25 protein-coding genes are annotated in these 25,842 nt (G+C 70.3%); 11 read left to right on the top strand and 14 right to left on the bottom strand.

Annotated features, from left to right (window positions below):
• Window positions 1-92: 92 nt before the first annotated feature.
• Together QRN27_RS15630 and QRN27_RS15625 are read right to left on the bottom strand one after the other, a co-directional pair.
• Window positions 93-851 carry a DeoR/GlpR family DNA-binding transcription regulator gene (locus QRN27_RS15630; RefSeq protein ID WP_285043030.1) on the bottom strand — a complete coding sequence of 253 codons (759 nt, stop codon included), beginning with the start codon at window positions 849-851 and terminating at the stop codon, window positions 93-95.
• 69 nt (window positions 852-920) lie between these two features.
• Window positions 921-1,520 carry a TetR/AcrR family transcriptional regulator gene (locus tag QRN27_RS15625; protein ID WP_285043029.1) on the bottom strand — a complete coding sequence of 200 codons (600 nt, stop codon included), beginning with the start codon at window positions 1,518-1,520 and terminating at the stop codon, window positions 921-923.
• A 128-nt stretch (window positions 1,521-1,648) separates the two neighbouring features.
• Here QRN27_RS15625 and QRN27_RS15620 point away from each other — a divergent pair, with 128 nt between their 5' ends.
• Window positions 1,649-2,482 carry an alpha/beta fold hydrolase gene (locus QRN27_RS15620; protein ID WP_285043028.1) on the top strand — a complete coding sequence of 278 codons (834 nt, stop codon included), beginning with the start codon at window positions 1,649-1,651 and terminating at the stop codon, window positions 2,480-2,482.
• Between the two features lie 161 nt (window positions 2,483-2,643).
• On the opposite strand, the gene rhaI is transcribed toward QRN27_RS15620, so the two are convergent.
• Window positions 2,644-3,810, bottom strand: a complete 1,167-nt coding sequence (gene rhaI, locus QRN27_RS15615) for an L-rhamnose isomerase (protein ID WP_285043027.1) — start codon at window positions 3,808-3,810, stop codon at window positions 2,644-2,646.
• A gap of 181 nt (window positions 3,811-3,991) precedes the next feature.
• The gene (locus QRN27_RS15610; protein ID WP_285043026.1) at window positions 3,992-4,381 is read right to left on the bottom strand and encodes an L-rhamnose mutarotase; all 390 of its coding nucleotides are present in this window, start codon (window positions 4,379-4,381) and stop codon (window positions 3,992-3,994) included.
• 174 nt (window positions 4,382-4,555) lie between these two features.
• On the opposite strand from QRN27_RS15610, the gene QRN27_RS15605 reads away from it, so the two are divergent.
• Window positions 4,556-5,458, top strand: a complete 903-nt coding sequence (locus QRN27_RS15605) for an alpha/beta fold hydrolase (RefSeq protein WP_285043025.1) — start codon at window positions 4,556-4,558, stop codon at window positions 5,456-5,458.
• 75 nt (window positions 5,459-5,533) lie between these two features.
• Window positions 5,534-6,856 (top strand): MFS transporter, encoded by a 1,323-nt coding sequence (locus tag QRN27_RS15600; RefSeq protein ID WP_285043024.1) that lies wholly within the window; start codon window positions 5,534-5,536, stop codon window positions 6,854-6,856.
• Between the two features lie 28 nt (window positions 6,857-6,884).
• Here the strand turns inward: QRN27_RS15600 and QRN27_RS15595 are convergent, their stop codons facing one another.
• Window positions 6,885-7,739 (bottom strand): NAD-dependent epimerase/dehydratase family protein, encoded by an 855-nt coding sequence (locus QRN27_RS15595; protein WP_285043023.1) that lies wholly within the window; start codon window positions 7,737-7,739, stop codon window positions 6,885-6,887.
• A 39-nt stretch (window positions 7,740-7,778) separates the two neighbouring features.
• Between QRN27_RS15595 and QRN27_RS15590 the strand changes: the two genes are divergently transcribed.
• On the top strand, window positions 7,779-8,387 hold the full coding sequence (locus QRN27_RS15590; RefSeq protein ID WP_285043022.1) for a DNA alkylation repair protein: 609 nt from the start codon (window positions 7,779-7,781) through the stop codon (window positions 8,385-8,387).
• Between the two features lie 317 nt (window positions 8,388-8,704).
• Here the strand turns inward: QRN27_RS15590 and QRN27_RS15585 are convergent, their stop codons facing one another.
• The 3 genes from QRN27_RS15585 to QRN27_RS15575 all read right to left on the bottom strand — a co-directional run bounded on the left by QRN27_RS15585 (window position 8,705) and on the right by QRN27_RS15575 (window position 12,384).
• Entirely contained in the window at window positions 8,705-10,144 is a 1,440-nt protein-coding gene (locus QRN27_RS15585; RefSeq protein WP_285043021.1) for an L-fucose/L-arabinose isomerase family protein, read from the bottom strand.
• Window positions 10,145-10,233: 89 nt separating this feature from the next.
• Window positions 10,234-11,295, bottom strand: a complete 1,062-nt coding sequence (locus QRN27_RS15580) for a LacI family DNA-binding transcriptional regulator (RefSeq protein WP_285043020.1) — start codon at window positions 11,293-11,295, stop codon at window positions 10,234-10,236.
• 159 nt (window positions 11,296-11,454) lie between these two features.
• Complete coding sequence (locus QRN27_RS15575; protein ID WP_285043019.1) at window positions 11,455-12,384, bottom strand: aldo/keto reductase; 930 nt, start codon at window positions 12,382-12,384, stop codon at window positions 11,455-11,457.
• 47 nt (window positions 12,385-12,431) lie between these two features.
• Between QRN27_RS15575 and QRN27_RS15570 the strand changes: the two genes are divergently transcribed.
• Window positions 12,432-12,866, top strand: a complete 435-nt coding sequence (locus tag QRN27_RS15570) for a PLD nuclease N-terminal domain-containing protein (RefSeq protein ID WP_285043018.1) — start codon at window positions 12,432-12,434, stop codon at window positions 12,864-12,866.
• A 168-nt stretch (window positions 12,867-13,034) separates the two neighbouring features.
• Here the strand turns inward: QRN27_RS15570 and rhaS are convergent, their stop codons facing one another.
• From rhaS to QRN27_RS15550, 4 genes are all read right to left on the bottom strand, one after another.
• Window positions 13,035-14,096, bottom strand: a complete 1,062-nt coding sequence (gene rhaS, locus QRN27_RS15565) for a rhamnose ABC transporter substrate-binding protein (protein ID WP_285043017.1) — start codon at window positions 14,094-14,096, stop codon at window positions 13,035-13,037.
• Between the two features lie 68 nt (window positions 14,097-14,164).
• On the bottom strand, window positions 14,165-15,265 hold the full coding sequence (locus tag QRN27_RS15560) for an ABC transporter permease (RefSeq protein WP_285043016.1): 1,101 nt from the start codon (window positions 15,263-15,265) through the stop codon (window positions 14,165-14,167).
• On the bottom strand, window positions 15,258-16,325 hold the full coding sequence (locus tag QRN27_RS15555) for an ABC transporter permease (protein ID WP_285043015.1): 1,068 nt from the start codon (window positions 16,323-16,325) through the stop codon (window positions 15,258-15,260). Before QRN27_RS15555 ends, QRN27_RS15560 begins: the two co-directional genes overlap by 8 nt.
• Window positions 16,322-17,857 carry a sugar ABC transporter ATP-binding protein gene (locus tag QRN27_RS15550; protein WP_285043014.1) on the bottom strand — a complete coding sequence of 512 codons (1,536 nt, stop codon included), beginning with the start codon at window positions 17,855-17,857 and terminating at the stop codon, window positions 16,322-16,324. Before QRN27_RS15550 ends, QRN27_RS15555 begins: the two co-directional genes overlap by 4 nt.
• Before the next feature lie 198 nt (window positions 17,858-18,055).
• Between QRN27_RS15550 and QRN27_RS15545 the strand changes: the two genes are divergently transcribed.
• From QRN27_RS15545 to QRN27_RS15525, 5 genes are all read left to right on the top strand, one after another.
• A complete protein-coding gene (locus tag QRN27_RS15545) occupies window positions 18,056-18,763 on the top strand; it encodes a response regulator transcription factor (protein WP_285043013.1) in 708 nt (235 codons plus the stop codon).
• A gap of 4 nt (window positions 18,764-18,767) precedes the next feature.
• On the top strand, window positions 18,768-20,228 hold the full coding sequence (locus QRN27_RS15540; protein ID WP_285043012.1) for a sensor histidine kinase: 1,461 nt from the start codon (window positions 18,768-18,770) through the stop codon (window positions 20,226-20,228).
• Between the two features lie 188 nt (window positions 20,229-20,416).
• Window positions 20,417-21,448 (top strand): LacI family DNA-binding transcriptional regulator, encoded by a 1,032-nt coding sequence (locus QRN27_RS15535; protein ID WP_285043011.1) that lies wholly within the window; start codon window positions 20,417-20,419, stop codon window positions 21,446-21,448.
• Between the two features lie 244 nt (window positions 21,449-21,692).
• Window positions 21,693-22,679, top strand: a complete 987-nt coding sequence (locus QRN27_RS15530; RefSeq protein WP_285043010.1) for a C40 family peptidase — start codon at window positions 21,693-21,695, stop codon at window positions 22,677-22,679.
• A 134-nt stretch (window positions 22,680-22,813) separates the two neighbouring features.
• Window positions 22,814-24,229 carry a carboxylesterase family protein gene (locus QRN27_RS15525; protein ID WP_285043009.1) on the top strand — a complete coding sequence of 472 codons (1,416 nt, stop codon included), beginning with the start codon at window positions 22,814-22,816 and terminating at the stop codon, window positions 24,227-24,229.
• Between the two features lie 16 nt (window positions 24,230-24,245).
• Here the strand turns inward: QRN27_RS15525 and QRN27_RS15520 are convergent, their stop codons facing one another.
• Entirely contained in the window at window positions 24,246-24,782 is a 537-nt protein-coding gene (locus QRN27_RS15520) for a hypothetical protein (RefSeq protein WP_285043008.1), read from the bottom strand.
• Between the two features lie 22 nt (window positions 24,783-24,804).
• Window positions 24,805-25,422 carry a TetR/AcrR family transcriptional regulator gene (locus QRN27_RS15515; RefSeq protein WP_285043007.1) on the bottom strand — a complete coding sequence of 206 codons (618 nt, stop codon included), beginning with the start codon at window positions 25,420-25,422 and terminating at the stop codon, window positions 24,805-24,807.
• Between the two features lie 44 nt (window positions 25,423-25,466).
• Here QRN27_RS15515 and QRN27_RS15510 point away from each other — a divergent pair, with 44 nt between their 5' ends.
• Window positions 25,467-25,835 carry a DUF952 domain-containing protein gene (locus tag QRN27_RS15510; protein ID WP_285043006.1) on the top strand — a complete coding sequence of 123 codons (369 nt, stop codon included), beginning with the start codon at window positions 25,467-25,469 and terminating at the stop codon, window positions 25,833-25,835.
• Window positions 25,836-25,842 lie beyond the last annotated feature (7 nt).

Genomic DNA, 25,842 nt, shown 5'->3' with positions numbered 1-25,842 from the left:
CGCAATTCAGGAACGCTCCGGCGTGTCGCCCCCGGTGTCCGTGGGGTCACGCGTGGCGCGCAGCAGTCGTCCTGAATTGTGGACGGGGAGGGTCAGAGGAGGTCGACGGCGTCGCGGTAGGCGTCGAGGCGAGGATCGGTCGGGTCCAGCTCGGTGACGAGGAGGTCGATGTCGGCCAGCGCGAAGCCGGTCGCCATCGCCCGCTGGTCGAGCTTGGCGGAGGCGGCGACGAGGATCGTCTCGTCCGAGGCGCGAGCGAACGCCTGCTTCACCTGCGCCTCCTCGAGGGTGACCTCCGAGCTGCCGATCACGGGATCGACCGCCGCGGCGGAGAGGAAGAACCGCCGGTACAGGAGTGACGACGCCGCCTGGCAGGCGATCGGGCCGATGAAGCTGTCGGTTCGCGACTCGGCCTGTCCGCCGACGAGGATCGCCGAGATGTCGCGGTTCGCCGAGGCCAGCAGGAAGTTCGGGTAGGAGTTCGTCGCGACCGTGAGACGCGAATCGCCGAGCAGGCGACTGACGCCGCCGGCGGTGCTCGACGCGTCGATCGCGATCGCGCCGTCGGTCGGGAGCAACGCGCGGAGCTTCTCGACGATGACGCCCTTCTCCCGGACGCCCGTTGCGGAACGCTCGGTGAAGGTGCGCGGTCGCAGGGTCGGGATGGCTCCGCCTCGAACGCGACGGACGATGCCGGCCTGTTCCAGGTCGGCGAGGTCGCGGCGGACCGTCATCGACGAGACGTCCAGCTCGGTGGCCGCGTCGTCGAGTCGGATGCTGCCGTCGCGCTCGAGGATCGCGGTCAGGCGGGCGCGTCGCTCCTCGGCGCCGAGCGTGCCCGTCGTTGCCATGCAGTCCCCTGTCCACTCGCGTCGGACGTGTCCGTTCCTGTCCGTCTCAACAGGATGTCACAGCGGGTGTCAGGTGGAGGCATCGATCAGCGTCTCGGCCGCACGTCGGGCGTGCAGGGCCGCCTCGGGGGAGCCGGTGATCGCCGCGGTCGTCTGGGCTCCCTCGGCGAGGATCGCGAGTTGAGGTGCGAGTGAGGCTGGAGCGCCCGCGTCGGCGACGAGGTCGGCCACGTAGGCCTGGAAGGAGGCCTTGTGCTCGCGGGTGATCGTCGCGACGGCCGGGGAGACGCCGCCGAGTTCGCCGAAGGTGTTGATGAAGCCGCAGCCACGGAACGAGTCCTCGCTGAACCAGCCGGCCAGGTAGTCGTACACGGCGAGGATGCGGTCGCGCGGGGTGTCTGCGTCGTCGACGAGGGCGCTCACGCCCGTGGTCCAGAGGCGGTGCCGGTGGTCCATCACGGCGAGGACGATGTCCTCCTTGCTCGGGAACTCGGCGTACAGGCGCTTGAGGGAGACGCCGGCCGCGGCGCGCAACTCGTCCATCCCTACGGCCTGGATGCCCTTGGCGTAGTAGAGGCGGTCGGCCGCGTCGACGATGGTATCGCGGACGAGCGCGGGTGCGGCGGCGGCGGTCGGGCGGGCCGCGGTCGTCGGCTGTTCGGTCGTCATCCCCTCAGTCTACTTGCATTGAGAACGATCGTTCCCTATGCTGGTGTTCATCGAAGAGAACGAGCGTTCTCATTCGAGGCGCGGGACCGGGCGATCAGCTCGGGCGTCGAGACGAAAGGAATCGAACCATGTCGTTCATCACCGTCGGAACCGAGAACAGCGGCTCAGTGGAGCTCTACGTCGAAGACCACGGCACCGGTCAGCCGGTCGTCCTCATCCACGGCTACCCGCTCGACGGCTCCTCGTGGGAGAAGCAGACCGCCGCACTCCTCGACGCCGGCTACCGCGTCATCACCTACGACCGTCGCGGCTTCGGCAAGTCCTCGAAGCCCACGGTCGGCTACGACTACGACACCTTCGCAGCCGACCTCAAGGCCGTCGTCGACGGACTCGAGCTGCAGGACGCCGTCCTCGTCGGCTTCTCGATGGGCACCGGCGAGGTCGGCCGCTACCTCGGCACCTACGGCTCCGAGCGGATCGCCAAGGCCGTGTTCCTCGGCTCGCTCGAGCCCTACCTCCTGCAGACCGACGACAACCCGACCGGCGTGCCGCAGGACGTGTTCGACGGACTCCTCGCGGCTGCCACCGACGACCGTTACGCGTTCTTCACGAGCTTCTTCGAGAACTTCTTCAACACCGACGAGAACCTCGGCTCCCGCCTGAGTGAAGAGGCCCTGCGAGCCAACACCCAGCTCGCGTACAACGCCTCCCCGTTCGCCTCGCTCGCCGCGCAGCCCACCTGGCTGACGGACTTCCGAGCCGACGTCGCGAAGATCGACGTGCCCTCGCTGATCGTGCACGGCACGGGCGACCGCGTCCTCCCGATCGACTCGACCGGCCGCGTGTTCGCGAAGGCGCTGCCGTCGGCCGAGTACGTCGAGATCGAGGGCGCGCCGCACGGCATGCTGTGGACGCACTACCGCGAGGTCAACGAGCAGCTGCTCGCCTTCCTCGCGAAGTAGGCGGCGCTGTCGGTTCGCAATTCAGGACCGCTCCGGCGCGTCGGCGACCTCGGCCGGCGCGCCGCGCGTGACACGCCGCGCGCGTCCTGAATTGTGAACGTCTGGATGCACATGAAGCCCCGCGACCGGGATGGTCGCGGGGCCTCGTCGTACTCGGGTGCCTACGCGCCCCAGCCGGCCTGCGTGCCGCCGACGCGCTCCTCGGCGATCCGCTGCTGGTAGCCCGAGGCGAGGTAGGCGGCGAAGGGGTCCGCCGGCAGTCCGCGGCTCTCACGCCACGCGGCGAGCGGGCCGCGGACGTCGGTGTAGAACGCGTCCATGAGGATCCCGTTCGCGCCGAGGACGTCGCCGGCCTCCTGCGCCGTGGTCAGGGCGTCGCGGTCGACGAGCAGCGCGCGGGCCGTCATCTCCTGCACGTTCAGCACCGAGCGGATCTGACCGGGGATCTTGTCCTCGACGTTGTGGCACTGGTCGAGCATGAACGCGACGGGGGAGTCGTCGTCCAGACCGCCGCCGCGCACGACCTCGTAGAGGATGCGGAACAGCTGGAACGGGTCGGCCGCGCCGACGATGAGGTCGTCGTCGGCGTAGAACCGGGAGTTGAAGTCGAAGGAACCGAGCTTCCCGAGGCGAAGCAGCTGCGCGACGATGAACTCGATGTTCGTGCCGGGCGCGTGGTGTCCGGTGTCGAGGCAGACGAGCGCCTGGTCGCCGAGCTCGACCACCTGGGCGTAGGACGTTCCCCAGTCGGGGACGTCGGTGTGGTAGAACGCCGGCTCGAAGAACTTGTACTCGAGCACGAGGCGCTGCTCGTCGCCGAGTCGCGCGTAGATCTGCTGCAGCGAGTCGGCGAGGCGGTCCTGTCGGCCGCGGATGTCCTGCTGGCCCGGGTAGTTGCTGCCGTCCGCGAGCCAGATCTTGAGGTCCTGCGACCCCGTCGCGTGCATCACGTCGATGCACGCGAAGTGGTGGTCGATCGCCTTCTGGCGGATCTTCGGGTCGCTGTGCGTCAGGCTGCCGAACTTGTAGTCCTCGTCCTGGAAGGTGTTCGAGTTGATCGTGCCGAGGGCGACGCCGTGATCCTCGGCGTACGTGCGCAGGGCGCCGAAGTCGTCGACGAGGTCCCACGGGATGTGCAGGGCGACCTTCGGCGCGAGGGCGGTGAACTCGTGGACCTTCGCGGCGTCGGCGATCTTCTCCTCGGGGGTGCGCGGGGTGCCGGGCGTCGTGAACACCTTGAAGCGCGTGCCGGAGTTGCCGAACGCCCAGGAGGGGAGCTCGATGGCCTGCTTCTCGAGCAGGGGGGTGATGGTGTCGAAACGGGTCATGATCACTTCTCTGTGGGTGTTCCGGTGGTCGGTGTGCGCCGCGATGGCGTCGGTTGCAGCATACGTGAATCGTTTCAACGTCGCTACTCGTGCTGCCTGTTCTGCCCTAACTCAGGACGGGTGCGGCGTGTCGGGTGCCGCGCTCGCCGCGTTGGGGGCGACACGCCGATCGCATCCTGAGTTAGGGAAGTGGTTCGGGCTCGGCGATGGTGGCGGTGGGGAGGGCGGCGAGTTGGTCCTCGAGGTGGAAGACCTCGGTCAACTGCAGGAAGCCCTGGTCTGGCGGGAGGTCGAGGTCGACGAAGAACTCACCCATCTCGGCCTGCCAGCGGGTGTTCACCTCGGTCGCGGCCATGCCGGCCTGGGCCGCCTCGAGCGAGGGCGTCTCGAGGTACCCGATGAGGAGCCCGTCGTCTCTGATGAACAGTGAGTAGTTCCGCCAGCCGGTGTCGGCGAGGGCTCGCAGCATCTCGGGCCAGACGGCCGCATGACGCTCGCGGTACTCGGGGAGCCGTTCCGGCTTGACCTGCAGTTGGAAGCACACGCGGTGCAGGGGCTCGGTGCTCGTCATCGAGGCTGGCCTTTCGGTTAGGGTGCCACGCGCCCATGAATCGATTCATCGACCGCTCGTTCAGGCTATCGACGGCGTCCCTCGCGGTCAATCACTCCGCCGATGGTGGTGCGGGCGCCCGGTCGGCATCCGACGGCTCTGGTGTGCCCGCCGCCCGCTGTCTACGGTGAGTGCATGGATGCTCACGGCGGCACGACACCCGTCACCATCGCCCGTCTCAACGGCGTCGGCCTCGCCTTCCAGTCGTTCGGCGACGAGGCGGCGCCGACGATCGTGCTCGTGGCGGGCGCGTCGAGTTCGATGGACTGGTGGGACGAGTCGTTCTGCGCCCTGCTCGCCGCGGGGGATGCGGGTTCGGGTCCGCGACGGGTCGTCCGCTACGACCTCCGCGACACCGGCGAGTCCGAGACGGTCGCGCTCGGCGAAGCCGCCTACACGGGCGACGATCTCGTCGACGACCTGGCCGCGTTGATCGAGCACCTCGACGCCGCACCGGCGCACGTGGTCGGCCTGTCGATGGGCGGAGGTCTCGCGATGCAACTCGCCCTCCGCCGCCCGGAGCTCCTCGCATCGATCACGCTCATGTCGACCTCGCCGGGCGGGCGCACTGGTCAGGGCGACGAGCTGCCACCGCCGATCCCTCGGCTGCAGGCGGCGTTCGCTTCGATGGGGGCGGCGTCCGGCGATGCCTCCGACGGCGCGCCTGTGGACGTCGATCCCGTGGCGGCCATCGTCGACTCCGAGCGGCTGTTCTCCGGTTCCATCCCGGTCGACGAGGAGCGGGTCGCCCGCATCGGCCGGGCCGTGCTCGCGCGGACGCCGTCGCCGCGCTCGTCCGAGAATCACTGGACCCTCGAGTCGGGGCCGGGTGCGCGTGAGGACCTGGAGTCGATCGCGGTGCCGACGCTCGTCGTCCACGGATCCGAGGATCCGCTGTTCCCGCTCGCACACGGCGAACGGCTCGCGGCGCGCATCCCAGGGGCGAGCCTGCTGGTGGTCCCCGGCATGGGGCACCAGAACCCGCCGCCGCCGACATGGGCACAGCTCGTGCCGGCGCTCCTGGCGCACACCGGCTGAGTCGACGCCGTTGCGGCCACCCGTGCCCACCGACTGGGTCTGGACAGGCGAGCCGTCGATGTATACGGTGTCCACATGACTCCCGACGACGGGCAGGCGGACCGGCCGACGACCGCGGGTCCGTCGGCGCCTGATCCGACCGCGTCGACCGACGATCTCGCGGTCGACGCCTTCGACGCGGCCGACCACCCGCGCTGGCGACGCGACGTCGCCGTCTTCCTGTCCGGCCAGACCGTCTCGCTGTTCGGCTCGATGCTCGTGCAGTACGCGATCATGTGGCACCTCACCCTCGAGACGAAGTCCGGGGTGGTGCTGGCGTTCGCCGCGGTCGCCGGGTTCCTGCCGCAGGCCGTCGTGTCCATCTTCGGCGGGGTCTGGGCCGACCGGATGAACCGCAAGCTGCTGATCATCGTCGCCGACGGCTCCATCGCGATCACGACGCTCGCCCTCGCGATCTTCCTCATCACCGGCGCCGCCGACCTCTGGCTCATCTTCCTCACGCTCGCGATCCGCTCGGTCGGCGCCGGCATCCAGATGCCGGCCGTGTCCGCGCTCATCCCGCAGATCACGCCGACGGACAAGCTCATGCGCGTCAACGGCATCAACGGTTCCATCCAGTCGGCGATGATGCTCGTCGCCCCCGCGGCAGCCGGCGCGCTGTACGCGAGCGCGTCGCTCGTCGCGATCTTCTTCGTCGACGTCGTCACGGCGGCGATCGGGATCGGCCTACTGCTCCTCGTCCCGGTGCGCACGCTCGTCCGGAGTGGCGAACGTCCCGGCTACTTTGCCGACCTCACCGAGGGCGTCCGCTACGTGTGGCGTCACGGGTTCGTGCGGTGGCTGCTGATCCTCTTCGCGATCGTGTTCCTGCTGATCGTCGCTCCGTCCTATCTGACGCCGCTCATGATCGCGCGCTCGTTTGGCGACGAGGTGTGGATGCTCACCGTGAACGAACTCGCGTTCAGCGTCGGCATGGTCGCCGGCGGCGCGATCATCGGGATCTGGGGTGGCACGAAGAACCGGGTGCTGCTCCTCGTCGGCTCGTCGGTCGTGTTCGGGGTGCTCTCGATCGGCCTCGGGCTGTCGACGAACCTCTGGGTGTTCTTCGGCTTCATGCTCCTGCTCGGCCTCGCGGTGCCGTTCTTCTCGACGACCTCCATGACGCTGCTGCAGGAACGCGTCGAACCGGAACGTCAGGGCCGCGTCTTCGGCTTCGTCGGCATCGTCATGGCGGTGTCGATGCCACTCGGGATGATCGTCTTCGGACCGCTCGCCGACGTGGTCTCGGTGGAGCTGCTCCTCGTGGTCGCGGGCGTGCTCACCTTCGTCGTCCTCGCGGTCGCCGTGCTCGTGCCGTCCGGTCGTCGTGCCATGGCCGAGGTGTCGAAGCCGGCGTGACCGGCGTGACCGGCGTGACCGGCGTCGATCAGGGGAGCTGCGCCGCGTAGCCCTCGCGGTACGTGGGGTAGCGGTAGGAGAACCCGGTGTCGCGGAGCGCGGCGGCGACGATGCGCTTGCCACGATGCGCTTCCTCGGGCGTGCGGCCGGCGTCGTCGAGGACCGGTGGGGCGACGCCGAGGCGCTCGGCGATGAAGTCGGCCGCCGTCGACAGGAGGACCGGCTCCTCGTCGATGCCCGCCACCACCGGACGCAGGGCCGTCGCCGGTAGGTCGAGGAGGTGCAGGATCACGGCTGCGGCGTCGTCGCGATGGATGCGGTTGGTCCACCCGGACGGCCTGGTCACGCGGCCGTCGCGGACCTGGTCGACGAACATCGTCGACGTCGGCCCGTAGAGACCACCGAACCGGATGAGACTCACCTCCGGCACGGCGGCACTGACGGCCTCCTCCGCGGCGACCAGTGCTCGTGCGGTCCCGGTCGTCGGGACGGCGGGCGTGGTGTCGTCGATGCGCTCGCCGCCGTCCTCGCCCCACACGGCGGTCGACGAGACGAAGAGGATCCGCGGTGGGGTGCCGGGGAGCGCCGCGACGGCGGCCAGCAGGTGCGCGATCCCGTCACGGTAGAGGGCGTCGTAGGCCTCGACGGACCGCTGGTGTGGAGCGAGGGCGATCACGATCGCGGCCGTGTCCGTCGGGAGCTCGGGGCTCGTGGTGGTGAGATCGCAGAGCTGGAGGGTGAAGTGCCCCGAGGTGGTCTCGGTGGCCGGGATCGCGGTCGTCGGGGCCGTGCGCTTCACGCCGACCACGTCCTCGCCGCGGGCCAGGAGCCTCCCGGCGACGTCCGAGCCGAGCTGTCCGAGTCCTACGATCACGATGGTCATCGCCCCACCGTACCCGGCACCAGGAGGGAGAATGGTGGGATGGGTGCTGCCGGGGAGTTCATCGACGCCGCGCTCCAGTACGAGGGCGACGGGTACCGTGCCGCGGACGTCGTCGAGCGGCTCGGCGGCGGGCTCGAGTCCTACGGATCGTCCGTCGGAGCGGTCCGCGGCACCGTCCGGGACGCCCTGCGGAAGTTCCGCGGGATGGAGCACGACGAGCTGACGGCCCTCGCATCCGAGCTCTGGTCGGTGCCCGTCTTCGAGCGTCGGCTCGCGACGGTCGTCCTCCTGCAGGCGAGCGTCGCCGTCCTCAAGCACACGGATCTCACGCGCATCGAGGGCTTCGTGCGCAGCGGTCGCCATGCCGAGCTGGCCGATCCGCTCGCGACCGACGTCGTCGGCCCCCTGCTCGACCACCTCGACGGCACGGCGCGGGCGAAGGCCGAGACCGTGCTCGACCGGTGGATGCAGGATGAGCCGTGGTTGCGACGGGCTGCCCTGCTCGCGCCGATCCGTGAACTGGGTGCGGGCGGTGGCGACGTCGATCGCGCGGCCCGTCGCCTGTCGGTTGCACTCGACGGGCTTCAGCGACCGGCGCCGATCGCGGTCGTGGAGCCCGCGGCGGAGCGGCTGCGCGCCGTGCTCTGAGGCGGTCGGTCCGTGAGCCCTTCGACAGGCTCAGGGACCGGGGTGTGGTTCGGATGCGAGGTTCGTTCGGTCACTGAGCTTGTCGAAGTGCTCCTGAGCGGCGTCGTGTTCCGGGACTGTCCGCTGCCTGGCTGCCCTTCGACAGGCTCAGGGACCGGGGTCGGCTCGGGGATCGGAGCGGTTCGGATGCGAGGTTCGTTCGGTCACTGAGCTTGTCGAAGTGCTTCTGCGGGGCCTGGGGTTCCGAGGGTGCATCGGCCTGGCTGCCCTTCGACAAGCTCAGGGACCGCGGGGTCGGCTCAGGGACCGGCGCCGCGTCACACCTGGCGGAAGTCGATCCCGAGGAGACTGGCCGCCGCGCGGTAGTCGGCCGCCCGATGCCCGAGCGACAGCGACCAGTGGTGGCCGATGCCGGTCGCGCTCCACTCGTCGACCCAGACGCCGGGGTCCCGACCGAAGTCCACGCGGCTCGTCGTGTTGCCGATCGCGAGGAGCGGGCCCGGCACGACCGTCCCCTCCGACGCGACGAACGCGAGTGAACCGTCGCGGTCCTGTCCGAGTCCCAACAACGTCACCGGACCGTGGCGCACGTCGAACTCGACGCTCACGCCCCAGCCGCGCTTGCCGTGGTACACCCCGAGGCCGCGCAGCAATGGGTCGCGGGAGCTGACCGCGAGGTGCGCCGGTCCGTCGTGGCCCATCTCGACGACCCCGTCGACGAAGTCCAGCGCCTGGATCTCGCAGAACGAACCACCGGCCCCGACGACCTGGGTCGCGAGTTGCGCGACCGTCGTCCGCAGCTCGTACTCACCGGTCGTCGGGACGCCGCGCGCGGTGAGCAACGAGGCGCCCAGGATCATGCCGGCACCCAGTCGTTCGTGCTGCTCGCCGTCGCGACCGCGGTGGTAGTAGGCGAGGCTGTCGAGCGCGAACTCCTCGACGAGGCGGTCGAGGCCCACCGAGACCTTGGCGCCCCACGCGAAGTCGTCCTCCACCACGGTGTCGTCGAGCGTGAAGACCTCACGGGCGAGGGCCATGCGGTCGGCCACCTGGGCGTCGGTGACCTCGTCGACGAGGACGCGGAGGTCGTCGAACTCGAGCACCTCCACGTGCGATCCGAACGTGGTGGGGAGCAGGGTGAGGTCCGTCGAGACGTCGAGCATGCCGGGATAGACGTGACCCATGAGCCCGTGCCGTGCGTGCCGGAGAGCGGCGCGGACATGGGCCGCCTGGATCCACCGACCGATGCGCTCCCAGGCCGACTCCTGCTGCAACCACCCCGAGACCGAACGGAAGGGGATGCCGGCGCGGCGGAAGACATTGCCGACCTCGGGTACCGGGCACTGTCCGCAGTAGGCGAGCCAGGCGCCGGTGTCGAAGTTCGCGTGGTCCATGCGCTCGGTCGGCTGCAGGTCGATGACGAGTACCGGGGTGCCGGTGCGCTGGGCGATGGGGAGGACCATCGACGACGTCAGGTAGGTGGTGAGGAAGAGGACGATGAGGTCGCAGTCGCCCTGGCGGAGGCGCTCGGCGGCGACCTCGCCTTCCTGGGCGTCGGAGATGAATCCGACGTCGACGACCTCGGCGTCCATGCCTTGGAAGCGTTCGGAGACGACGCGCGCCGACGCCTGGAGCTGGGGGAGGAGGTCGGGGAACTGTGGCCAGTACGTCCCGAGTCCGCCGGCGACGAGGCCGACGCGGGGCTTGCGGCGTGCCTTCGGCGCGAGGAGCGGGTGCGCGGCGGGGGTGTGGGTCATCGGTGATCCTGTTCGTCCGGCGGCGATGCCGTTTAATCGATTAAATCCGTGATCCGACTGTAGCGCCAACCGCCTCGCCGCGTCGAGGATCAGGAAGCGGAAATCGACTCGTGCCGAGTCATCGGAGCAGATTCGCGCACGACGATGCGCGGCTCGAGGGTGCGCGCCACATGCGTGTGCGAGGAGCGATCGGTTCCGAGCTCAGCAAGGAGTTCGGCCAACAGGATCTCCACGGCGACGCGTCCGAGCTCATCCTTCGGCTGCTCGACCGTGGTGAGCGGCACCCGCCCGTCGGCCGCGAGCGGCAGGTCGCCGTAGCCGACCACCGACACGTCGCCCGGCACGTCGAGACCGCCGTCGTTCAGGCCGCGGATGACGCCGAGGGCGAGCTGGTCGTTCGTGCAGAAGACCCCGGCGGCGTCCGGTGTGCGGGTCGCGATGCCTCGGCCGGCCTCACGTCCGGCATCCACGGTCATCTCCCGGGCGGTGACCTCCACCAGCTCGTCGGGATCGATCCCCGCCGCGACGAAGGCGTTCCGTGCCCCAGCGCGACGGTCCTCGCACTGGGGGATCGCGCGGTCGCCGTTCACGAGCACGATCGGTCCTCGCCCGCCCGTCGTCGCCAACAGGTGGGCCACCGCCAGCTCGCCGCCGCGGACGTCGTCGATCGCCACGGAGCACCCGGTTCCCTCGGGGGCGGTGCGGTCCATGAGCACGAGGCGGCTGCCGACCCGGCGGAGCTGGGCGAGGCGCGAGGCGTCGGCCGTCAACGGAGCGACCAGGGCGCCGGCGGCCCGGTGCTCGGCGAGCATCTCGAAGTGCTGCAGCTCGAGGTCCGGGTCGTCGTGGCTGACGCAGAGGGCGACCGTGTACCCGTGCTCGGCGGCCGCCTCGGTCACGCCGCGGGTGATCGCCGAGTAGAAGGGGTTCACGATGTCGGGGATCACGAGGCCGATGAGCCGGTTCGTGCCCTGGCGGAGTGTCGCCGCAGCGCGGTTGGGCACGAAGTCGAGTTCGGCGATCGCCGCGAGCACCCGTTCACGCGTGGCCGGGGCGACGATCTCGGGGCGGTTGAGCGTGTTCGAGACGGTCGCGTTCGAGACCCCGGCGAGCCTGGCGACGGCGGCGAACCCGATGTCGTGCTTCGCCATGTCCGTCCTCCCGGTTCCCTCCACGAGCGTACCCGTCCACAACTCAGGACGACCGCGGCGTGTCGACGCGACAGCCGGCCCGGCGGACGCGCCACGCGGGGTCGGTCCTGAGTTGTGGACGGTGCGGCCCGCCGATGGCGACCCGCGAACCGCGAGGGTCTACGGCAGGGTGTGACCGGCCGCGGTGAACAGGCGGTACCACTCCTGGCGCGACAGCGTCACGTCAGAACCCGCAGCAGCCTCCTCCACGCGCGACGGCTTCGTGGTGCCGAGCACCACCTGGATGTTCGCCGGGTGACGCGTGATCCACGCCGTGGCGATCCCCGTCGGCGTGACGTCGTGCGTCGCGGCCAGCTCGTCGAGCACGTCGTTGAGCTCCGCGTAGTGCTCGCGGTCGCCGAGGAAGACACCGGTGAAGAAGCCGGCCTGGAACGGCGACCACGCCTGCAGGGTCATGCCGGTGAGGCGGCTGTAGTCGAGGATGCCGTTGTCGCGGTCGATCGACTGGTCGAGGCCGGCCATGTTCGTGGCGATCCCCGACGCGATGATCGGCGCGTGCGTGATGCTCAGCTGCACCTGGTTCGCGATGAGCGGCTGCTCGACCGAGGCCTTGAGGAGCTCGACCTGCGCCGGCGTGTGGTTCGAGACGCCGAAGTTCCGGACCTTGCCCGACGCCTGCAAGCTGTCGAACGCGGACGCGACCTCCTCGGGCTCGACGAGGGTGTCGGGCCGGTGGAGGAGCAGGAGGTCGAGGTAGTCGGTCTTGAGCGCGGCCAGCGACTCGTCGACCGTGCGGAGGATGTGCTCCTCGGAGAAGTCGAAGAAGCCCGGGCGGATGCCGACCTTCGACTGGATGACCACCTGCTCGCGCTCGGCGGCGGTGAGGGTGACGGCGTCGCCAAACCGGCGCTCGCAGCCGTGGCGTTCCGAGCCGTAGATGTCGGCGTGGTCGAAGACGGTCACGCCGGCGTCGCGAGCGGTGTGGAAGAGGGTGCGGATGGCCTCGTCGTCGAGGGGCTCGATGCGCATGAGGCCGAGGACGATGCTGGACGCGGTCAGGTCGGTCTGGGGCAGGGGGATGGTCTTCATCGTCCCATCCTGGCCGAACGCACCGACAGCCTGCCTAGGATTGACGCATGTTCGTGTTGTCGTTGTTGCTCATCGTCCTCACGATCGTCGCGCTCATCGATGTGGTCGGCCAGCCGGAACCCGTCGTCCGCAACCTGCCCAAGATCGTCTGGGTCCTGCTCATCGTCTTCATCCCCCTCATCGGCGTCGGCCTGTGGTTCCTCCTCGGCAAGGACTGGTCGAACAGTCGCATCAAGCTCCCCGAACGCCGCGGCCGGAAGCAGCCGCGGACGTCCGGCTCGTGGGGCCCGGCCCGTGGGTCGTCGTCGACCACGCCGCCGTCGCCGTCGCCGTCGCAGCCCGACCGCGCCGTCAGCAGCACCGAGGAGCAGCTCGCCGCCCTCGAGCGCGAGATCCAGGCGGCCGAGGACGCCGAGCGCATCCGCAAGCTCGAACTCGAGATGCAGCGATCCGATCCCCCCGCCGACGACAAACTGCCCTGACGACCGACTGCCCGAACCACCGACTGCCCGAACGACCCACTGCCCTAACTCAGGACGCCGTCGGCGTGTCGGCGGTGGCGCGGGCCCCGGTGAGGCGACACGCCCAGCCGCTCCTGAGATAGGGCAGTGGTGGTGGTTCGTGTGGTGGTGCGTTGACGCGGGTGACTCCTAGAAGTCGTAGTCGTCGATGTTGTCCGCGGTGAAGGTGGTCGGCGGGCCGACGATGACGGTGCCGTCGGCGCCGACCTCGCGGTCTCCGAGGTCGCCGGCCTTGAAGGTGTCGCCCTCCTTGCCCGTGATGGTGCCCTCAGCGAGTGCCTTACCGGCGTACGCGGCGACGTAGCCGAGCTGAGCCGGGTCCCACAGCGCGAACGCGGTGACGGTGCCGTCCTTCACGAACGGACGCATCTCGTTCGGGAGACCGAGGCCGGTCAGTGCGACCTTGCCCTTGTACTCCGAGGTGGAGAGGTAGCGGGCGGTCGCGGCGATGCCGACCGTCGTGGGCGAGATGATGCCCTTGAGGTTCGGGTGCGCCTGGAGCAGCCCCTGGGCCTCCTGGAAGGACTTCGTGTCGTCGTCGTCGCCGTAGACCTTGGCGACGAGCTTGATGTCCTTGTACTCGGGGTTCGACTTGAGCTCCTCCTCCATGAAGGCGATCCACTCGTTCTGGTTCGTCGCGTTGGCCGTGGCCGAAAGGATCGCGATCTCGCCGGATCCGCCGATCTGCTCCGCGATGAGCTTCGTCTGGATCAGCGCGACGTCCTTGGCGACGACCTGCGAGATGAAGACGTCGCGGCAGTCCTTGCTGGTGTCGGAGTCGAACGCGACGATCTTCGCGCCGCCCTCGCGAGCCTCCTTGAGGGCGGGGCAGACGGCGTCGGGGTCGTTCGCCGCGATGACGATGACGTTCGTGCCGGCCTGGGTCTCCGCGTTGATGAAGGACACCTGGCTGGACGCGCTCGCCTCGAGCGGACCGACGACCTCGGTGGCCGAGAAGCCGGCCGCCTTCGCGCCGTCCTCACCGCCGCCGAGCACGACGTCCGTGTAGGGGTTGTTGAGCTGCTTCGGGATGAACGTGATGCTCTCGGCGCCGCCCGCGCCACCACCGGAGCCGGCGGAGTCGCCGGTGGCGCACCCCGTCGCGATGAGGGCGAGTGATGCTGCTGCGGCGATGAGGGCCGCTGCTCGACGGGCCGGACGGCCTGTCGCGTGGTTTCGAATCGACTGCATTGTCTGTTCCTTTCTGGATACGCCTGGTGCTGTGGCGTGGGATCGCCCGGGTGCGCGCTGATCGGGGATCAGTGCTGGGGCAGGCTGCGTCGGATTCGTCGGTGGTGGTTCCACTGCTTGACGGATTCGAAGATACTGGGGCCGACCACCGAGGCGATCAGCAGGGTGCCGGTGACGATGATGAGCACGACGTCGGAGACGCGACCGAGTCGGAGCGCGTAGTTGATCGTGCCGATGAGGAGGACGCCGGCGACGACGCCGGGGATCGATCCCTTGCCGCCGAAGATGGAGACACCGCCGAGGAGGACCGCCGCGATGACGGCGAGTTCGAGGCCCGAGGCGTTGTCGCTGCGGGCGCTGGAGTAGCGCAGCGTCCAGAAGATCCCGGCCAGGGCCGAGACGCCGCCGGTCGCGACGTACAGCCAGAACTTCGAGCGGGCCACCTTGATGCCGACGAAGCTCGCCGCCTCCGAGCTGAACCCGAGGGCGTAGAGGCCGCGACCGAACGGGGTGAGGTGCAGGACCACGCCGAAGAGGATCACGACGAGGAGCACGCCGACCATGACGACCGGGATACCGGTGGAGCCGATCTTCGAGGTGAAGAACGCGGTGAGTTCCGCGGGGAAGTTCGCGACGGCGTTGTCGCCGATGACGACGAGCGCGAGCCCGCGGAACAGGGCGAGGGTACCGATGGTCACGGCCAGCGAGGGGAGCCCGACCACCGCGATGAGGAAGCCGTTGAACGCTCCCGCGACGACGCCGACGAGCAGGCCGATGAGGAGGACCACGCCGATGTCCATCCCGCCGCCTGCCCACAGCACACCGATGACGGCGCTCGTGAGGCCGGCGGTGCTCGCGACGGACAGGTCGATCTCGCCCGTGATGATGACGAGGGTCATCGGCATGGCGATGAGGAGGATCGGGATGACGTCGAGGAGGAGGAAGCCGACGGTGACGGGCGAGGCGAAGCGCGGGATGAGCAGGCAGGCCCCGATCACGACCACGAGCAGGGCGTAGATCATGATCGCGTCGCGACCGAGCAGGATGCGGGAGAGTCCCGTGCGTCCCTTCGGCTCTGCGACGAGCACGCCGGTGGTGTCGGTGCCGAGCGGGCCGGAACCCTTCGTGAACGGCGCCTTCGCCGGTGCCGGGGTCTTCAGATCAGACATCGCGTGCCTCGCTCATTCGCAGTTTCTTGGCCGTACGGAGGCTGGCGACACGATCGATGATGATCGCGGCCAGGATGAGGACACCGACGATCGCCTGCTGCCAGAACTTGTCGACGCGCAAAGCGGTGAGGGCACTCGTGATCGTGGTGAGGAGGATCGCGCCGATCGCTGCTCCGGCGACCGAGCCGCTGCCGCCGAAGATGGCGACACCGCCGACCACCGCAGCGGCCACGACGTCGAGTTCCATGCCGGACCCGGTGGTCGCACCGACCGAGTTGAAGCGGGAGGCGTAGAGCACCCCGGCGAGCCCGGCGAGCACCCCGTTGGCGAGGAAGGCGAGGAACACCCGGCGGCCGACGGGGATGCCGAAGAGCTTCGCGGCGTCGGGGTCGGACCCGATCGCGTACAGGTCGCGGCCCGAACGGGCACCGGCCATGAACACGGCGACGACCACGACGACGAGGATCGCGATGAGGGTGATGACCGGGAACCCGAGGACCGTGTCGACGGAGAGGTTGCCGAAGGCGTCCGGCCGGTCGTCGGCGAAGTACTGCGTGCCGCCGGCCCAGGCGTTGTTGAGGCCGCGGTAGATGTACAGCGTGCCGAGCGTGATGACGAGCGCCGGCACCTTCGCGATCGTGACGAGCGCACCGTTGATCGCACCGAGGACCGCGCCGAGCAGCATCGCGATGAGGAACACGGCGACGATCGGCAGCTGGGGCATCGTCGCGAACATGGTGCCGGTCGCGAAGGCGACGAGTCCGAGGATCGATCCGACGGAGAGGTCGACGTTGCGGGTGATGATCACGAGCGCCTGGCCGACGGCGAGGATGATCATGATCGTCGCGTTGAGGAGGAGGTCCTTCACCCCCTGCGCCGAGAGGAAGAGCGGGTTCGCGAGGTACGTCACGAGCACGAGGACGACGAGGGCGACCGTCACCGGTAGCTCCCGGAGCCGCACGATCGACGCGATCGGGTTCGTCGTGCGCTCGGTCGCGACGGTGACGGGGGTGCCGCCGGGTCGCGTGCCGCCGCCCGGCTTGGTGGTGGTGTTCGTCATCGTGCGCCTTCCAGGGATCCGGTCGCCGCGTGCATCACGGTCTCCGGGGTCGCTTCTTCGCGGGTGAGCTCGGCGGTGATCCGGCCCTCGTGCATGACGAGCACGCGGTCGGCCATGCCGAGGACCTCGGGCAGTTCGGAGGAGATCATGAGGATCGCGATGCCACGGCCCGCGAGTTCGGAGATGAGGCGGTGGACCTCGCTCTTCGTGCCGACGTCGATGCCGCGGGTCGGTTCGTCGACGATGAGGAAGCTCGGCTCGGTGGCGAGCCACTTCGCGAGCACGACCTTCTGCTGGTTGCCGCCGGAGAGGGTGGAGACCGCGTACTCCTGCGAGCCCGTCTTCACCTGGAGTCGGGTCGACCACTCCTCGGCGGCCTGTCGTTCGCGGCGGCCGGAGATGAGGCCGAACCGGGCGAGCCGGTGGCGGAGGGTGAGGGTCGCGTTCCGGGCGACGGAGAGGTCCATGACGAGGCCCTGCTTGCGGCGGTCCTCCGGGACGAAGCCCATGCCCGCCGTGATCGCGGCCTGCGGGTCGCCGGCCTTGACCGGTGCCCCGCCGAGCGTGACGCGGCCGGAGTCGTACGGGTCGATACCGAAGACCGCGCGGGCGACCTCGGTGCGTCCCGCGCCGACGAGTCCGGCCAGAGCGACGATCTCGCCCGATCGCACGGTGAAGGAGATGTCGGAGAAGACGCCCGCCCGCGACAGGTGCTCGACGGTGAGGACCGCGTCGCCGATCTCCGCGTCCTGCTTGGGGAAGAGGGTGGCGATGTCCCGTCCGACCATCTGGCGGACGATCGCGTCGACGGTCGTCTCGGCGGTGACGTGGGTGGCGATGTAGCGGCCGTCGCGCATGACCGTGATGCGGTCGCACAGCGCGAAGACCTCCTCGAAGCGGTGGGAGATGAACAGGATCCCGGCGCCCGCGTCGCGCAGGGAGCGGGCGACCTGGAAGAGGCGGTCGACCTCGACACCCGAGAGGGCCGCGGTGGGCTCGTCCATGATGAGGACCTTGGCGTCGAGGGAGATGGCCTTGGCGATCTCGATGATCTGCTGGTCGGCGATCGACAGGCCCTCGGCGACGCGGTCGGGGTCGATCTGGACGCCGAGGCGGTCGAAGAGGCCCTTCGCGGCCTTCCGCATGGCGCTGGTGCTGATGAGGCCGAGGCTGTTCTTCGGCTGGCGGCCGATGAAGATGTTCTCGGCGACGGTGAGGTCGGGGAAGAGGGTCGGCTCCTGGTAGATCACGGAGACCCCGGCGGCCTTGCTGTCGGCGACGCCGCGGAAGGCGACGGGCTTGCCGGCGAGGGTGAAGTCTCCGGCGTCCGGCGTGTAGAGGCCGGCGAGGATCTTCACGAGCGTGGACTTGCCTGCGCCGTTCTCGCCGACGAGGGCGTGGATCTCCCCGGCCTCGACCTGGACGGTGCCGTCGGCGAGTGCGACGACGGGGCCGAAGGTCTTGGCGGCTCCGATGAGGGAGAGCGCGGGCTGCGCTGAGCGCGCGGGCTGCGCTGGCGGGTCGATCGTCATTGAGGGTCCGTTCCTCCACGGTGAGGGGTTCGTCTCCGACCGGCTTCATGAATCGATTCATGGTCGGGAGCACTGCACTGTACGGCCGGCTTCTCGCGAGCGGCAAGACGCACAGGCCGTTCCTGACAGGACCTTCAGAAACACCGTCGGGGTCGGCTCGCCTAGGCTGTGGATGCTCGATGGCGAAGGAGGACGACCGTGCGGATCCTCGTGGTCGACGACGAACGCGAGATGGCGGCCCTCCTCTCCCGCGGCCTCGGTTCCGACGGACACGAGGTGACGACCGCGTTCGACGGCCCGAGTGCGCTGGCCCTCGCCAGGCAGGCGGTCGCGAACCCGGCTGCGGGTGGCGAGACGGGGTACCAGGTCGCCGTCGTCGACGTCATGCTGCCCGGGCGCTCCGGCTTCACCGTCTGCCGCGAACTCAAGGACCTCGACCCGACGCTCGCCGTCATCCTGCTCACCGCCCGTGACGCCGTCGACGACCGGGTCCGCGGCCTCGACGCGGGAGCCGACGACTACATGATCAAACCGTTCGCGTTCGCCGAGCTCGCCGCCCGCATCCGCGCCGTCCGGCGACGCGACGCCCTCACCGCGCAGCCGCGCTTGGACGTCGGCGGGCTGACGCTCGACCTGCACCGCCATCGGGCACGCGTGGGGGAACGCGACGTGCCGCTCAGCGGGACCGAGTTCGACGTCCTGCGCGTCCTCGCGAGCGAGCCTGGGGTCGTGGTGTCCCGTGCGGCCATGCTGCGCGAGGTCTGGGAGACCTTCGACAACATCGACCCGAACGTCGTCGACCAGTACATCAGCCGGCTCCGACGGAAGCTCGAGCTGGCCGAGGCAGGTGTCCGCATCGTGACGAGCCGGGGCGTGGGGTTCTCCGTCGTCCCCGCGGAACGGTGAGCCGATGACGGGTGGGCCCGGCGGGGATGAGCGCGGCGGACGGGCCCGCGGCGGACGCGGGCGGCACCACGGCATCCGCACCCGGATCGCGGGCGGCAGCCTCCTCATCGCGGTCGTCGTGTCGCTCTTCGCGGGCCTCGCGATCAACGCCCAGTTGGAACGCATCGTCCGCGACGGCACCGTCCAGGCGCTCCGCAGCGACGGCGCGCAGTACGTGTTCGCGCTGCAGGCGAGGCCCGACGACCCGTTGCAGGGTCCCGGCCTCGGTACCCGGATCGCGGTGATCGCCCCCGACGGCTCGATCCCCGTCTTCAGCCTCCCGACGACCTTGGCGGGGCAGCTCCCCGCGCTCGCGGCGACCCGCGAGGTCACCATCGTCGACGCCGGCCGGGCCACGTACGTCCTGCTGTCGCAGCCCGTGACCGTCGGCGGCGACACCTGGTACGTCATCGCCGGGCGGGACGAGGCCGAGGAGACCACCGTGCTGGTCCAGATGCGGCTCCTGCTGGTCGGATCGTTCGCGCTCCTCGTCCTCGGCGTCGCGGCCGGGGGCTGGATCCTGACGACCGTGTCGCTTCGCCCGGTCACGCGGCTGCGGGTGAGCGCTCAGCGCCTGAGCGGTCGCTCGACGGCGGAGCTGCTTCCGGTGGGGCGGGCGGACGACGAGATCGCGCAGCTCGCGATCACCCTCAACGACCTCATCGAGCGGCTGCGGGCGTCCGCCGACCGCGAGCGACAGCTCGTCTCCGACGCGAGCCACGAACTCCGGACGCCGCTCGCGATCCTGCGGACGCAGCTGGAACTCGCGAGGCTCGAGGACTCGTCGCGGGAGCAGCTGCTCGCCGACATCGAGGGTGCCGAACGGAGTGCCACCAGGCTGTCGGCGCTCGTCACCTCCCTGCTCGAACTCTCGCGGATCGAGGCCGACGCGCCGGTCGGGCGGTCGACCGCGGCCGCCCTCGACGCCGAGGCGCTCGAAGCGGTCGAGCGGGCCAGGTTCCGCGTCGCTTCGGACGACACCCTGGCCGGTGTGGAGGTCGAGGTCGTGAGCGCGCTCGCCGACCGTGCACCGGACACTGCGGCCGCATACGCCGTCCGCGCCGACGACTTCGGCCGACTCGTCGACAACCTGCTGGGGAACGCGCTGCAGGCGTTCGCCGATCGCGGCACCGCTCCGCGCCGGGTGTCGGTCCTGCTCGACGACGCCGGCGACCTGCTCACCCTGCGGGTGTCGGACACCGCGGGCGGGCTCGATCCGGCCTTCGAACCACGCGCCCTCGAGCGGTTCAGTCGTTCGGACGCGACGCGGTCCTCCGGGCACGGATCGGGACTCGGGCTGGCGATCGTCGCCGCCATCGCGCGCAACGCCGGGGGAGCGATCCAACTGCTGAACCGTCCCGGTCACGGCCTGGAGGTCGTCGTCACCCTGCCCATCGCCCAGGTCCTGCCGACCGATCCGGTGTGAGCATCGCCCGTTCTCAGGGGTCGGTCGGTGTGTCGGTCTCGGGTGAGTGCGCCGCGCCGGGGGACTCCTGAGAACGGGACAGGGGTGGACGTCGGCGGTGGGCTGGGCGGGCGGGCGCAGTCGCTGCGTGCAACAATGAGCCAGCCCGACCGGCGTCACCTGGCGGGACCGACCGGCAAAGGGGAACCGTGAGTGCGAGCGTGAAGGACGTCGCGGCGAGGGCCGGCGTCTCGGTCGGAACCGTCTCCAACGTCCTGAACCGCCCCGAGAAGGTGTCGCCCGTCACCGTCGAACGCGTGCACGCGGCCATCGACGAGCTCGGTTTCGTGCGGAACGACGCGGCCAGACAGCTCCGCGCCGGCCGGAGCCGCAGCATCGGCCTCGTCGTGCTCGACGTCGGCAACCCGTTCTTCACCGACGTCGCCCGTGGTGCCGAGGACCGCGCCGACGCCGAAGGACTGTCGGTCCTGCTCGGCAACAGCGACGAGAGCCTCGACCGCGAGCGCGCCTACCTCGACCTCTTCGAGGAGCAGCGCGTCGCCGGCGTCCTCATCACCCCGCTCGGCGACGACCTCGACCGCCTCGCCCGACTCCGCGACCGCGGGACGCCCACGGTGCTCGTCGACCGGCAGACCGACGACGCGAGCTTCTCCTCGGTCGCCGTCGACGACGTAGCCGGCGGCCGGCTCGCGGTCGAGCACCTCGTCTCGCTCGGCCGTCGTCGCATCGCCGTCGTCGGTGGCCCCGCGTCGCTGCGGCAGGTCCGCGACCGACTCGCGGGGGCGACCCAGGCGGTCGAGGCGGCGGTGGCGGGTGGGGTCGACGTGCAGTTCGAGACGCTGGAGACCACGTCGCTCACGGTGTTGCAAGGGCGCGCGGCCGGCGAGGCGATCACGGGACGTCCTCGTGACGAGTGGCCGGACGCGGTGTTCGCGGCGAACGACCTCCTCGCCATGGGGGTCCTGCAGGCGTTCAGCATGCTCGGCTCGGTGCGGGTGCCGGAGGACATCGCGCTCATCGGATACGACGACATCGACTTCGCGTCGGCTGCGGTCGTGCCGCTGTCGTCGATCCGCCAGCCGAGCGCCCTCATGGGGCACACGGCCGTCGAACTCCTGCTCAGCGAGGCCGCCGCCGGGGTGGGAGGCGTGCCGGAGCAGATCGTGTTCCAGCCGGAGCTCGTCGTCCGGCAGTCGACGGTCGGCGTCCAGGCCGACTGATCCGGCGGGTGCTGCGAGGGCGGTGACGCCTCGTGCTCCGTCGTTCATCGCCCGTCCACAGGGCGTCCCAAGCGGAGGTTCCTCTCAGGGAAGCCCACGTAGGGTGGCCGTTTCGTCTCCCTCGGACCGGGCAACCGGTCGACCGCGGTCATCGAGGGAGGGGCTTCCCCGGCCCAGCGACACCCACCGAGCATGAACCGAGCGCACCCCCGACGCGCACGAGACCCAGGACGGTACCCCACTCATGACCAGCACCACGCCCGCGCGCGCCGTCGAACGACTGCACGTGGACACCCCGGCCACCACTCTCGCGCAGACCTCCGGCGCCGCGCCGACCACTTCGGCGTCGACGCCGTCCCGGCCGTCCCGCGGCGGTGGCGGCCGTCACGTCGCCCTGAGCCCTCGCGCCGCGCGTCGGGCCGCCCGAATCGAGGACGACCGCTGGACGGCGTCCGCCGAGGACGAGCGACGCCACGTCGACCTCGTGCCCGTGAAGCGCCCGTCCGCCAAGCGCGGCAAGGGCTCGTTCGCGAAGCGTGCGAAGCCGTTCGCCACGCTCGGCGTCATGACCCTCGCCACCGGCTTGTTCGTCTCGGTCTCGATGCCTGCCGCCGCGGCCGGAGTCGACGTCGACGCCGCGACGGGTGGCGCGATCCCGTCCGCCGCGACCATGCAGTCCGTGTCCTACTCGGTGCCGTCGACCGCCACGGCCGCGCCGTTCACGCGCGACGGCTACGGCGCGACGAGCCAGGAGGAGCTCGACGCCTCCGCAGCGGCCGCCGCTGCAGCAGCCGCGCAGGCCGCCGCCGCCGCCGAGACCGCCTCGGCCTCCGCGTCCTCGTCCGCCTCCGCGTCGTCCGGCCGTACCTTCCCGGCACCGAACGTCGCCCGCTCCGGCGAGGCGATCCTCAACTACGCGGCGCAGTTCGTCGGTGTCGTGCCCTACGGCAACGGCAACGACCCGTCGGACAGTTTCGCGTGCGACGGCTACGTCCAGTACGTGTTCGCGGCCTTCGGTGTCTCCCTGCCGCGCGGGGCCGGTGCGCAGGCGGCGTCCGGCGTGCAGATCTCGGCGTCCGAGGCCGTGGCCGGCGACCTGCTCTACTGGCCTGAGGGGCACATCGCGATCTACGACGGCAACGGTGGCATGTACGACTCGCCCGACTGGGGTCGGTACGTCCAGCACCGCCTGACCATCTGGGGCGACCCGGTCTACATCCGCATCCCGTAGGCAGGCCCGTCGTCCACAACTCCTGCTCGACCCGCCCTCGGCCGGCAGCTCGGCCCGGTTCGGGCTGCCGTGTCTTCGGTGTGAGCCCGTCGGGCAGGAGTTGTGCACAGGCCGCTCGGGGATAGCGTGGACAGATGACCGAGTTGCACGCGAGCCCGACCTCCGACGCACCAGGTGCGGAGGCGTCCGCGCCTCCGGTGTCGCCGGCGGACGAACGTGGCTTCGAGACCTCGCTCGGAACCATCTTCGCGAAGGTCGACGGCCCGGTCGTGCGGGCGCTCGGCATCCCCTACGCCCGTGCGGGTCGCTTCGAGGTGCCGGTTCCGACCGGTCTGCCCGTCGCCGCCGACGGCGATCCAGTGCCGTTCCGGGCCTTCGAGCGGGCACCGGCCTCGCCGCAGCGGCCGTCACGGGTGCTCGAGGCCGTCCTCGAGGGGGCAGGCGAAGGGATGGTCGACTCCGAGGACTGTCAGGCGCTCTCGATCACGATGCCCGCCGACGTGCAGCCCGGCGAGGCGCTGCCCGTGATGGTCTGGATCCACGGCGGGGCGTACGTCACGGGCGCCGGCGACCTCGACGTGTACGACCCGAGCGCGCTCGTCCTCGAGCAGCGGGTCGTCGTCGTGTCCGTCACCTACCGGCTGGGCATCCTCGGCTTTCTCGGCGACGGCGAGACGCTGCCGGCTAACCTCGGTCTCCTCGACCTCGTGCTCGCGCTCCGCTGGATCCACGAGCACATCGCGGCGTTCGGCGGCGACCCCGGCCTGGTCACCCTGTTCGGGCAATCGGCGGGTGCCGACGCGATCGCCCACCTGATGATCAGTGACGGCACCGCCGGGTTGTTCCGCCGGGTGATCCTGCAGAGTGCGCCGCTCGGCATCAGCAGCGGCCGGGCGAAGATGGCGAGCGCCATGATGCGGGCTGCCGGGGCGCCGGGCCGCGAGACCCCGGTCGTCGAGCTGATGGCCCTGGAGGAGCGGGTGGAACGTGCCGCGAGGCGCTTCGGGCTGCGCGGTGGCATGGCGTTCGGCACCCAGTACGGGCACGCGCCGCTCCCGGCGGAGGCCGATCGCGACGCGGCTTGGCGGGAGGCCGCATCGCACATCGACGTGCTCATCGGTTCGACGACCGAGGAGACGCGTCTCTACGTGCCGCTCATCCCGGTGTTCGCGCGGCTCACCGCCATGCCGCTCGTCGGGGTCCCGATCCGACGGGCGCTCGTCGGCGCGACGACGCACCTGACCTACACCCGTGACGCGAAGGCGTTCGTCGAACGGCACCGGGCGTCCGGCGGTCGGGCGACCCGGTACGAGCTCAGCTGGGCACCGCCGGGCAGTCCCTACGGTGCTTCACACGTGACGGATCTGCCGCTCCTGCTCGGCACCGAGCGGGCCTGGAGCCGGACGGCGCTCATCGGCACGTCGAGCTGGTCGGAGGTCGACCGTCGTGGTCGGTTCCTGCGTCAGATGTGGGCCGACTTCGCCCGTGACGGCTCGCTCGCAGCCGACGCGACCGCCGGCGTGAGCGACATGGTGACGCTCGACCGCTGAGCGTGCGGCCGGGTGGCTACTCCTGGAGGGCCTTCACGGAGGGGAGCAGGTTCGCGACGCTGGCGTAGTAGACGACGCCATCCCGGTAGGTCACGACGGGCAGGTAGTCGGGGTCGTTCCCGTCGGGGGCCTGGAGGGCACCTGCGACCGACGCGTCGGTCTCGGTCCATCCGGCGCCGATGAGCGACTGCTTCTGGGTGTCCCACTCGGCACTGGTCTTGGCTCCCTGCGCGTACCAGACGCGGATGTCGCCGCCGGAGCGGGCCCAGTAGCAACCGAGGCCGCCGGCGTCGATGATCGACTGCATCGTGTCGTCGAGGACGTAGATGTCGGGGTCCAGGACCAGCCCGTCCTCCGCGAGGCTCGCGTACTCCTCGTCCGTCAGGACGGTTTCGCAGCTCGCGTCGCTCATGGGCTCGGAGGTCGCCGAGGGCGTGGCCGTCGGTGCCGCGGTGGTCGCGGAGGGGGCGGACGTCTGAGTCGGGGTTCCTGCCGAACAGCCCGCGAGGGCGAGGAGGACGACGGCGAGGGCGGGGAGAGTGGAACGCTTCATGATCGTAAGTGTGTCAGACGACTTACACGGTCGGAATCGGGGTCGTCCCGGGTTGTGTGGCCGATGGGTCGTGGACTAGGTCCTCGTCGACGACCAGTGCCAGGCACGCGCGGGCATGCGCCCGTGCTTCGGCCGGCGTCGGCGCAGCGGACAAGCCGAGCAGCCTACGTCGATGCGGTTCGCCGAGGAGCAGGGTGTAGAGCTGCTCCGCCTGCTCGCCGACGTGGCCGGACAGGAAAGCGATCGAGCGAGCCGGACCCGCGGCGTAGAACCCGGCGGCGACCTCGGGGAAGCGCGGAGACTCCGCGATCACGAGGCGGTGCAGCGCGACCGAGACGTCCGAGTGCAGCGCCAGGACCAGCCGGGTCGCGGCGTCCTCGAGGGACTCGGCGTCGGACCCAGGGGTGTCGACCGCGATGAGGTAGGCGTGCTGCCGCTCGACGGCGGCCGACAGCACGCCGGCGAGATCGCCGAACCAGCTGTAGATCGTCCGCTTCGTCACGCCCGCGTCCGCGGCGATCGCCTCAATGGTCGTCCCGCCGTACCCGTGCGCAGTGAAGCGTCCGATGGCCGCGTCGAGGATCGCATCGCGGCGGCGGTCCCGTTCGGCAGCCGTCGGGCGACCTCGTCTCGTGTCCATGCTCTAATGATACGGTAGCGTCTCATTCAAGCGAAAGGGTGGAGATGACGAAGATCCTGCACGTGGCGATCGTCGACGACTGGGAGGCCAGCAGGCCGTTCGGCGAGTACGAGGTGTCGACGAGGGCGGTGCCCTTCGTGGACGCCGGGTTCGTCCACGCGACGACCGCCGACGGTCTGCTCGAGGTGCTCGACCGCGTCTACGGCTCGCTCCAGCTCCCACTGCTGCTCATCGTGCTGGACGCCGAGGAGTTGCAGGCGGCGGGCATCGAGGTCACCTGGGCTCCGACGCCGCACGTCATCGCCCCGCTCCCGACCGCCGGCCCGGCGATCACGGCCGAGCTCCCGCTCGAGCGCGATGCGGCCGGCGCGTGGCAGGTGCCCGCGGCGCTCGCCAGACTGACGGTGGACTAGGCGGTCA

This window comes from Plantibacter sp. LMC-P-059a (assembly GCF_030209505.1).
Classification (GTDB): domain Bacteria; phylum Actinomycetota; class Actinomycetes; order Actinomycetales; family Microbacteriaceae; genus Plantibacter.
The sequence above is the reverse complement of the archived record's forward strand: the minus strand, read 5'-3'. Positions and strand labels throughout refer to the sequence as shown.

Bases quoted from the DNA above. Each gene is read 5' to 3' on its own strand.
- QRN27_RS15630 (WP_285043030.1), bottom strand. From the start codon at position 851: ATGGCAACGACGGGCACGCTCGGCGCCGAGGAGCGACGCGCCCGCCTG.
- QRN27_RS15625 (WP_285043029.1), bottom strand. From the start codon at position 1,520: ATGACGACCGAACAGCCGACGACCGCGGCCCGCCCGACCGCCGCCGCC.
- QRN27_RS15620 (WP_285043028.1), top strand. From the start codon at position 1,649: ATGTCGTTCATCACCGTCGGAACCGAGAACAGCGGCTCAGTGGAGCTC.
- rhaI (WP_285043027.1), bottom strand. From the start codon at position 3,810: ATGACCCGTTTCGACACCATCACCCCCCTGCTCGAGAAGCAGGCCATC.
- QRN27_RS15610 (WP_285043026.1), bottom strand. From the start codon at position 4,381: ATGACGAGCACCGAGCCCCTGCACCGCGTGTGCTTCCAACTGCAGGTC.
- QRN27_RS15605 (WP_285043025.1), top strand. From the start codon at position 4,556: ATGGATGCTCACGGCGGCACGACACCCGTCACCATCGCCCGTCTCAAC.
- QRN27_RS15600 (WP_285043024.1), top strand. From the start codon at position 5,534: ATGACTCCCGACGACGGGCAGGCGGACCGGCCGACGACCGCGGGTCCG.
- QRN27_RS15595 (WP_285043023.1), bottom strand. From the start codon at position 7,739: ATGACCATCGTGATCGTAGGACTCGGACAGCTCGGCTCGGACGTCGCC.
- QRN27_RS15590 (WP_285043022.1), top strand. From the start codon at position 7,779: ATGGGTGCTGCCGGGGAGTTCATCGACGCCGCGCTCCAGTACGAGGGC.
- QRN27_RS15585 (WP_285043021.1), bottom strand. From the start codon at position 10,144: ATGACCCACACCCCCGCCGCGCACCCGCTCCTCGCGCCGAAGGCACGC.
- QRN27_RS15580 (WP_285043020.1), bottom strand. From the start codon at position 11,295: ATGGCGAAGCACGACATCGGGTTCGCCGCCGTCGCCAGGCTCGCCGGG.
- QRN27_RS15575 (WP_285043019.1), bottom strand. From the start codon at position 12,384: ATGAAGACCATCCCCCTGCCCCAGACCGACCTGACCGCGTCCAGCATC.
- QRN27_RS15570 (WP_285043018.1), top strand. From the start codon at position 12,432: ATGTTCGTGTTGTCGTTGTTGCTCATCGTCCTCACGATCGTCGCGCTC.
- rhaS (WP_285043017.1), bottom strand. From the start codon at position 14,096: ATGCAGTCGATTCGAAACCACGCGACAGGCCGTCCGGCCCGTCGAGCA.
- QRN27_RS15560 (WP_285043016.1), bottom strand. From the start codon at position 15,265: ATGTCTGATCTGAAGACCCCGGCACCGGCGAAGGCGCCGTTCACGAAG.
- QRN27_RS15555 (WP_285043015.1), bottom strand. From the start codon at position 16,325: ATGACGAACACCACCACCAAGCCGGGCGGCGGCACGCGACCCGGCGGC.
- QRN27_RS15550 (WP_285043014.1), bottom strand. From the start codon at position 17,857: ATGACGATCGACCCGCCAGCGCAGCCCGCGCGCTCAGCGCAGCCCGCG.
- QRN27_RS15540 (WP_285043012.1), top strand. From the start codon at position 18,768: ATGACGGGTGGGCCCGGCGGGGATGAGCGCGGCGGACGGGCCCGCGGC.
- QRN27_RS15530 (WP_285043010.1), top strand. From the start codon at position 21,693: ATGACCAGCACCACGCCCGCGCGCGCCGTCGAACGACTGCACGTGGAC.
- QRN27_RS15525 (WP_285043009.1), top strand. From the start codon at position 22,814: ATGACCGAGTTGCACGCGAGCCCGACCTCCGACGCACCAGGTGCGGAG.
- QRN27_RS15520 (WP_285043008.1), bottom strand. From the start codon at position 24,782: ATGAAGCGTTCCACTCTCCCCGCCCTCGCCGTCGTCCTCCTCGCCCTC.
- QRN27_RS15515 (WP_285043007.1), bottom strand. From the start codon at position 25,422: ATGGACACGAGACGAGGTCGCCCGACGGCTGCCGAACGGGACCGCCGC.
- QRN27_RS15510 (WP_285043006.1), top strand. From the start codon at position 25,467: ATGACGAAGATCCTGCACGTGGCGATCGTCGACGACTGGGAGGCCAGC.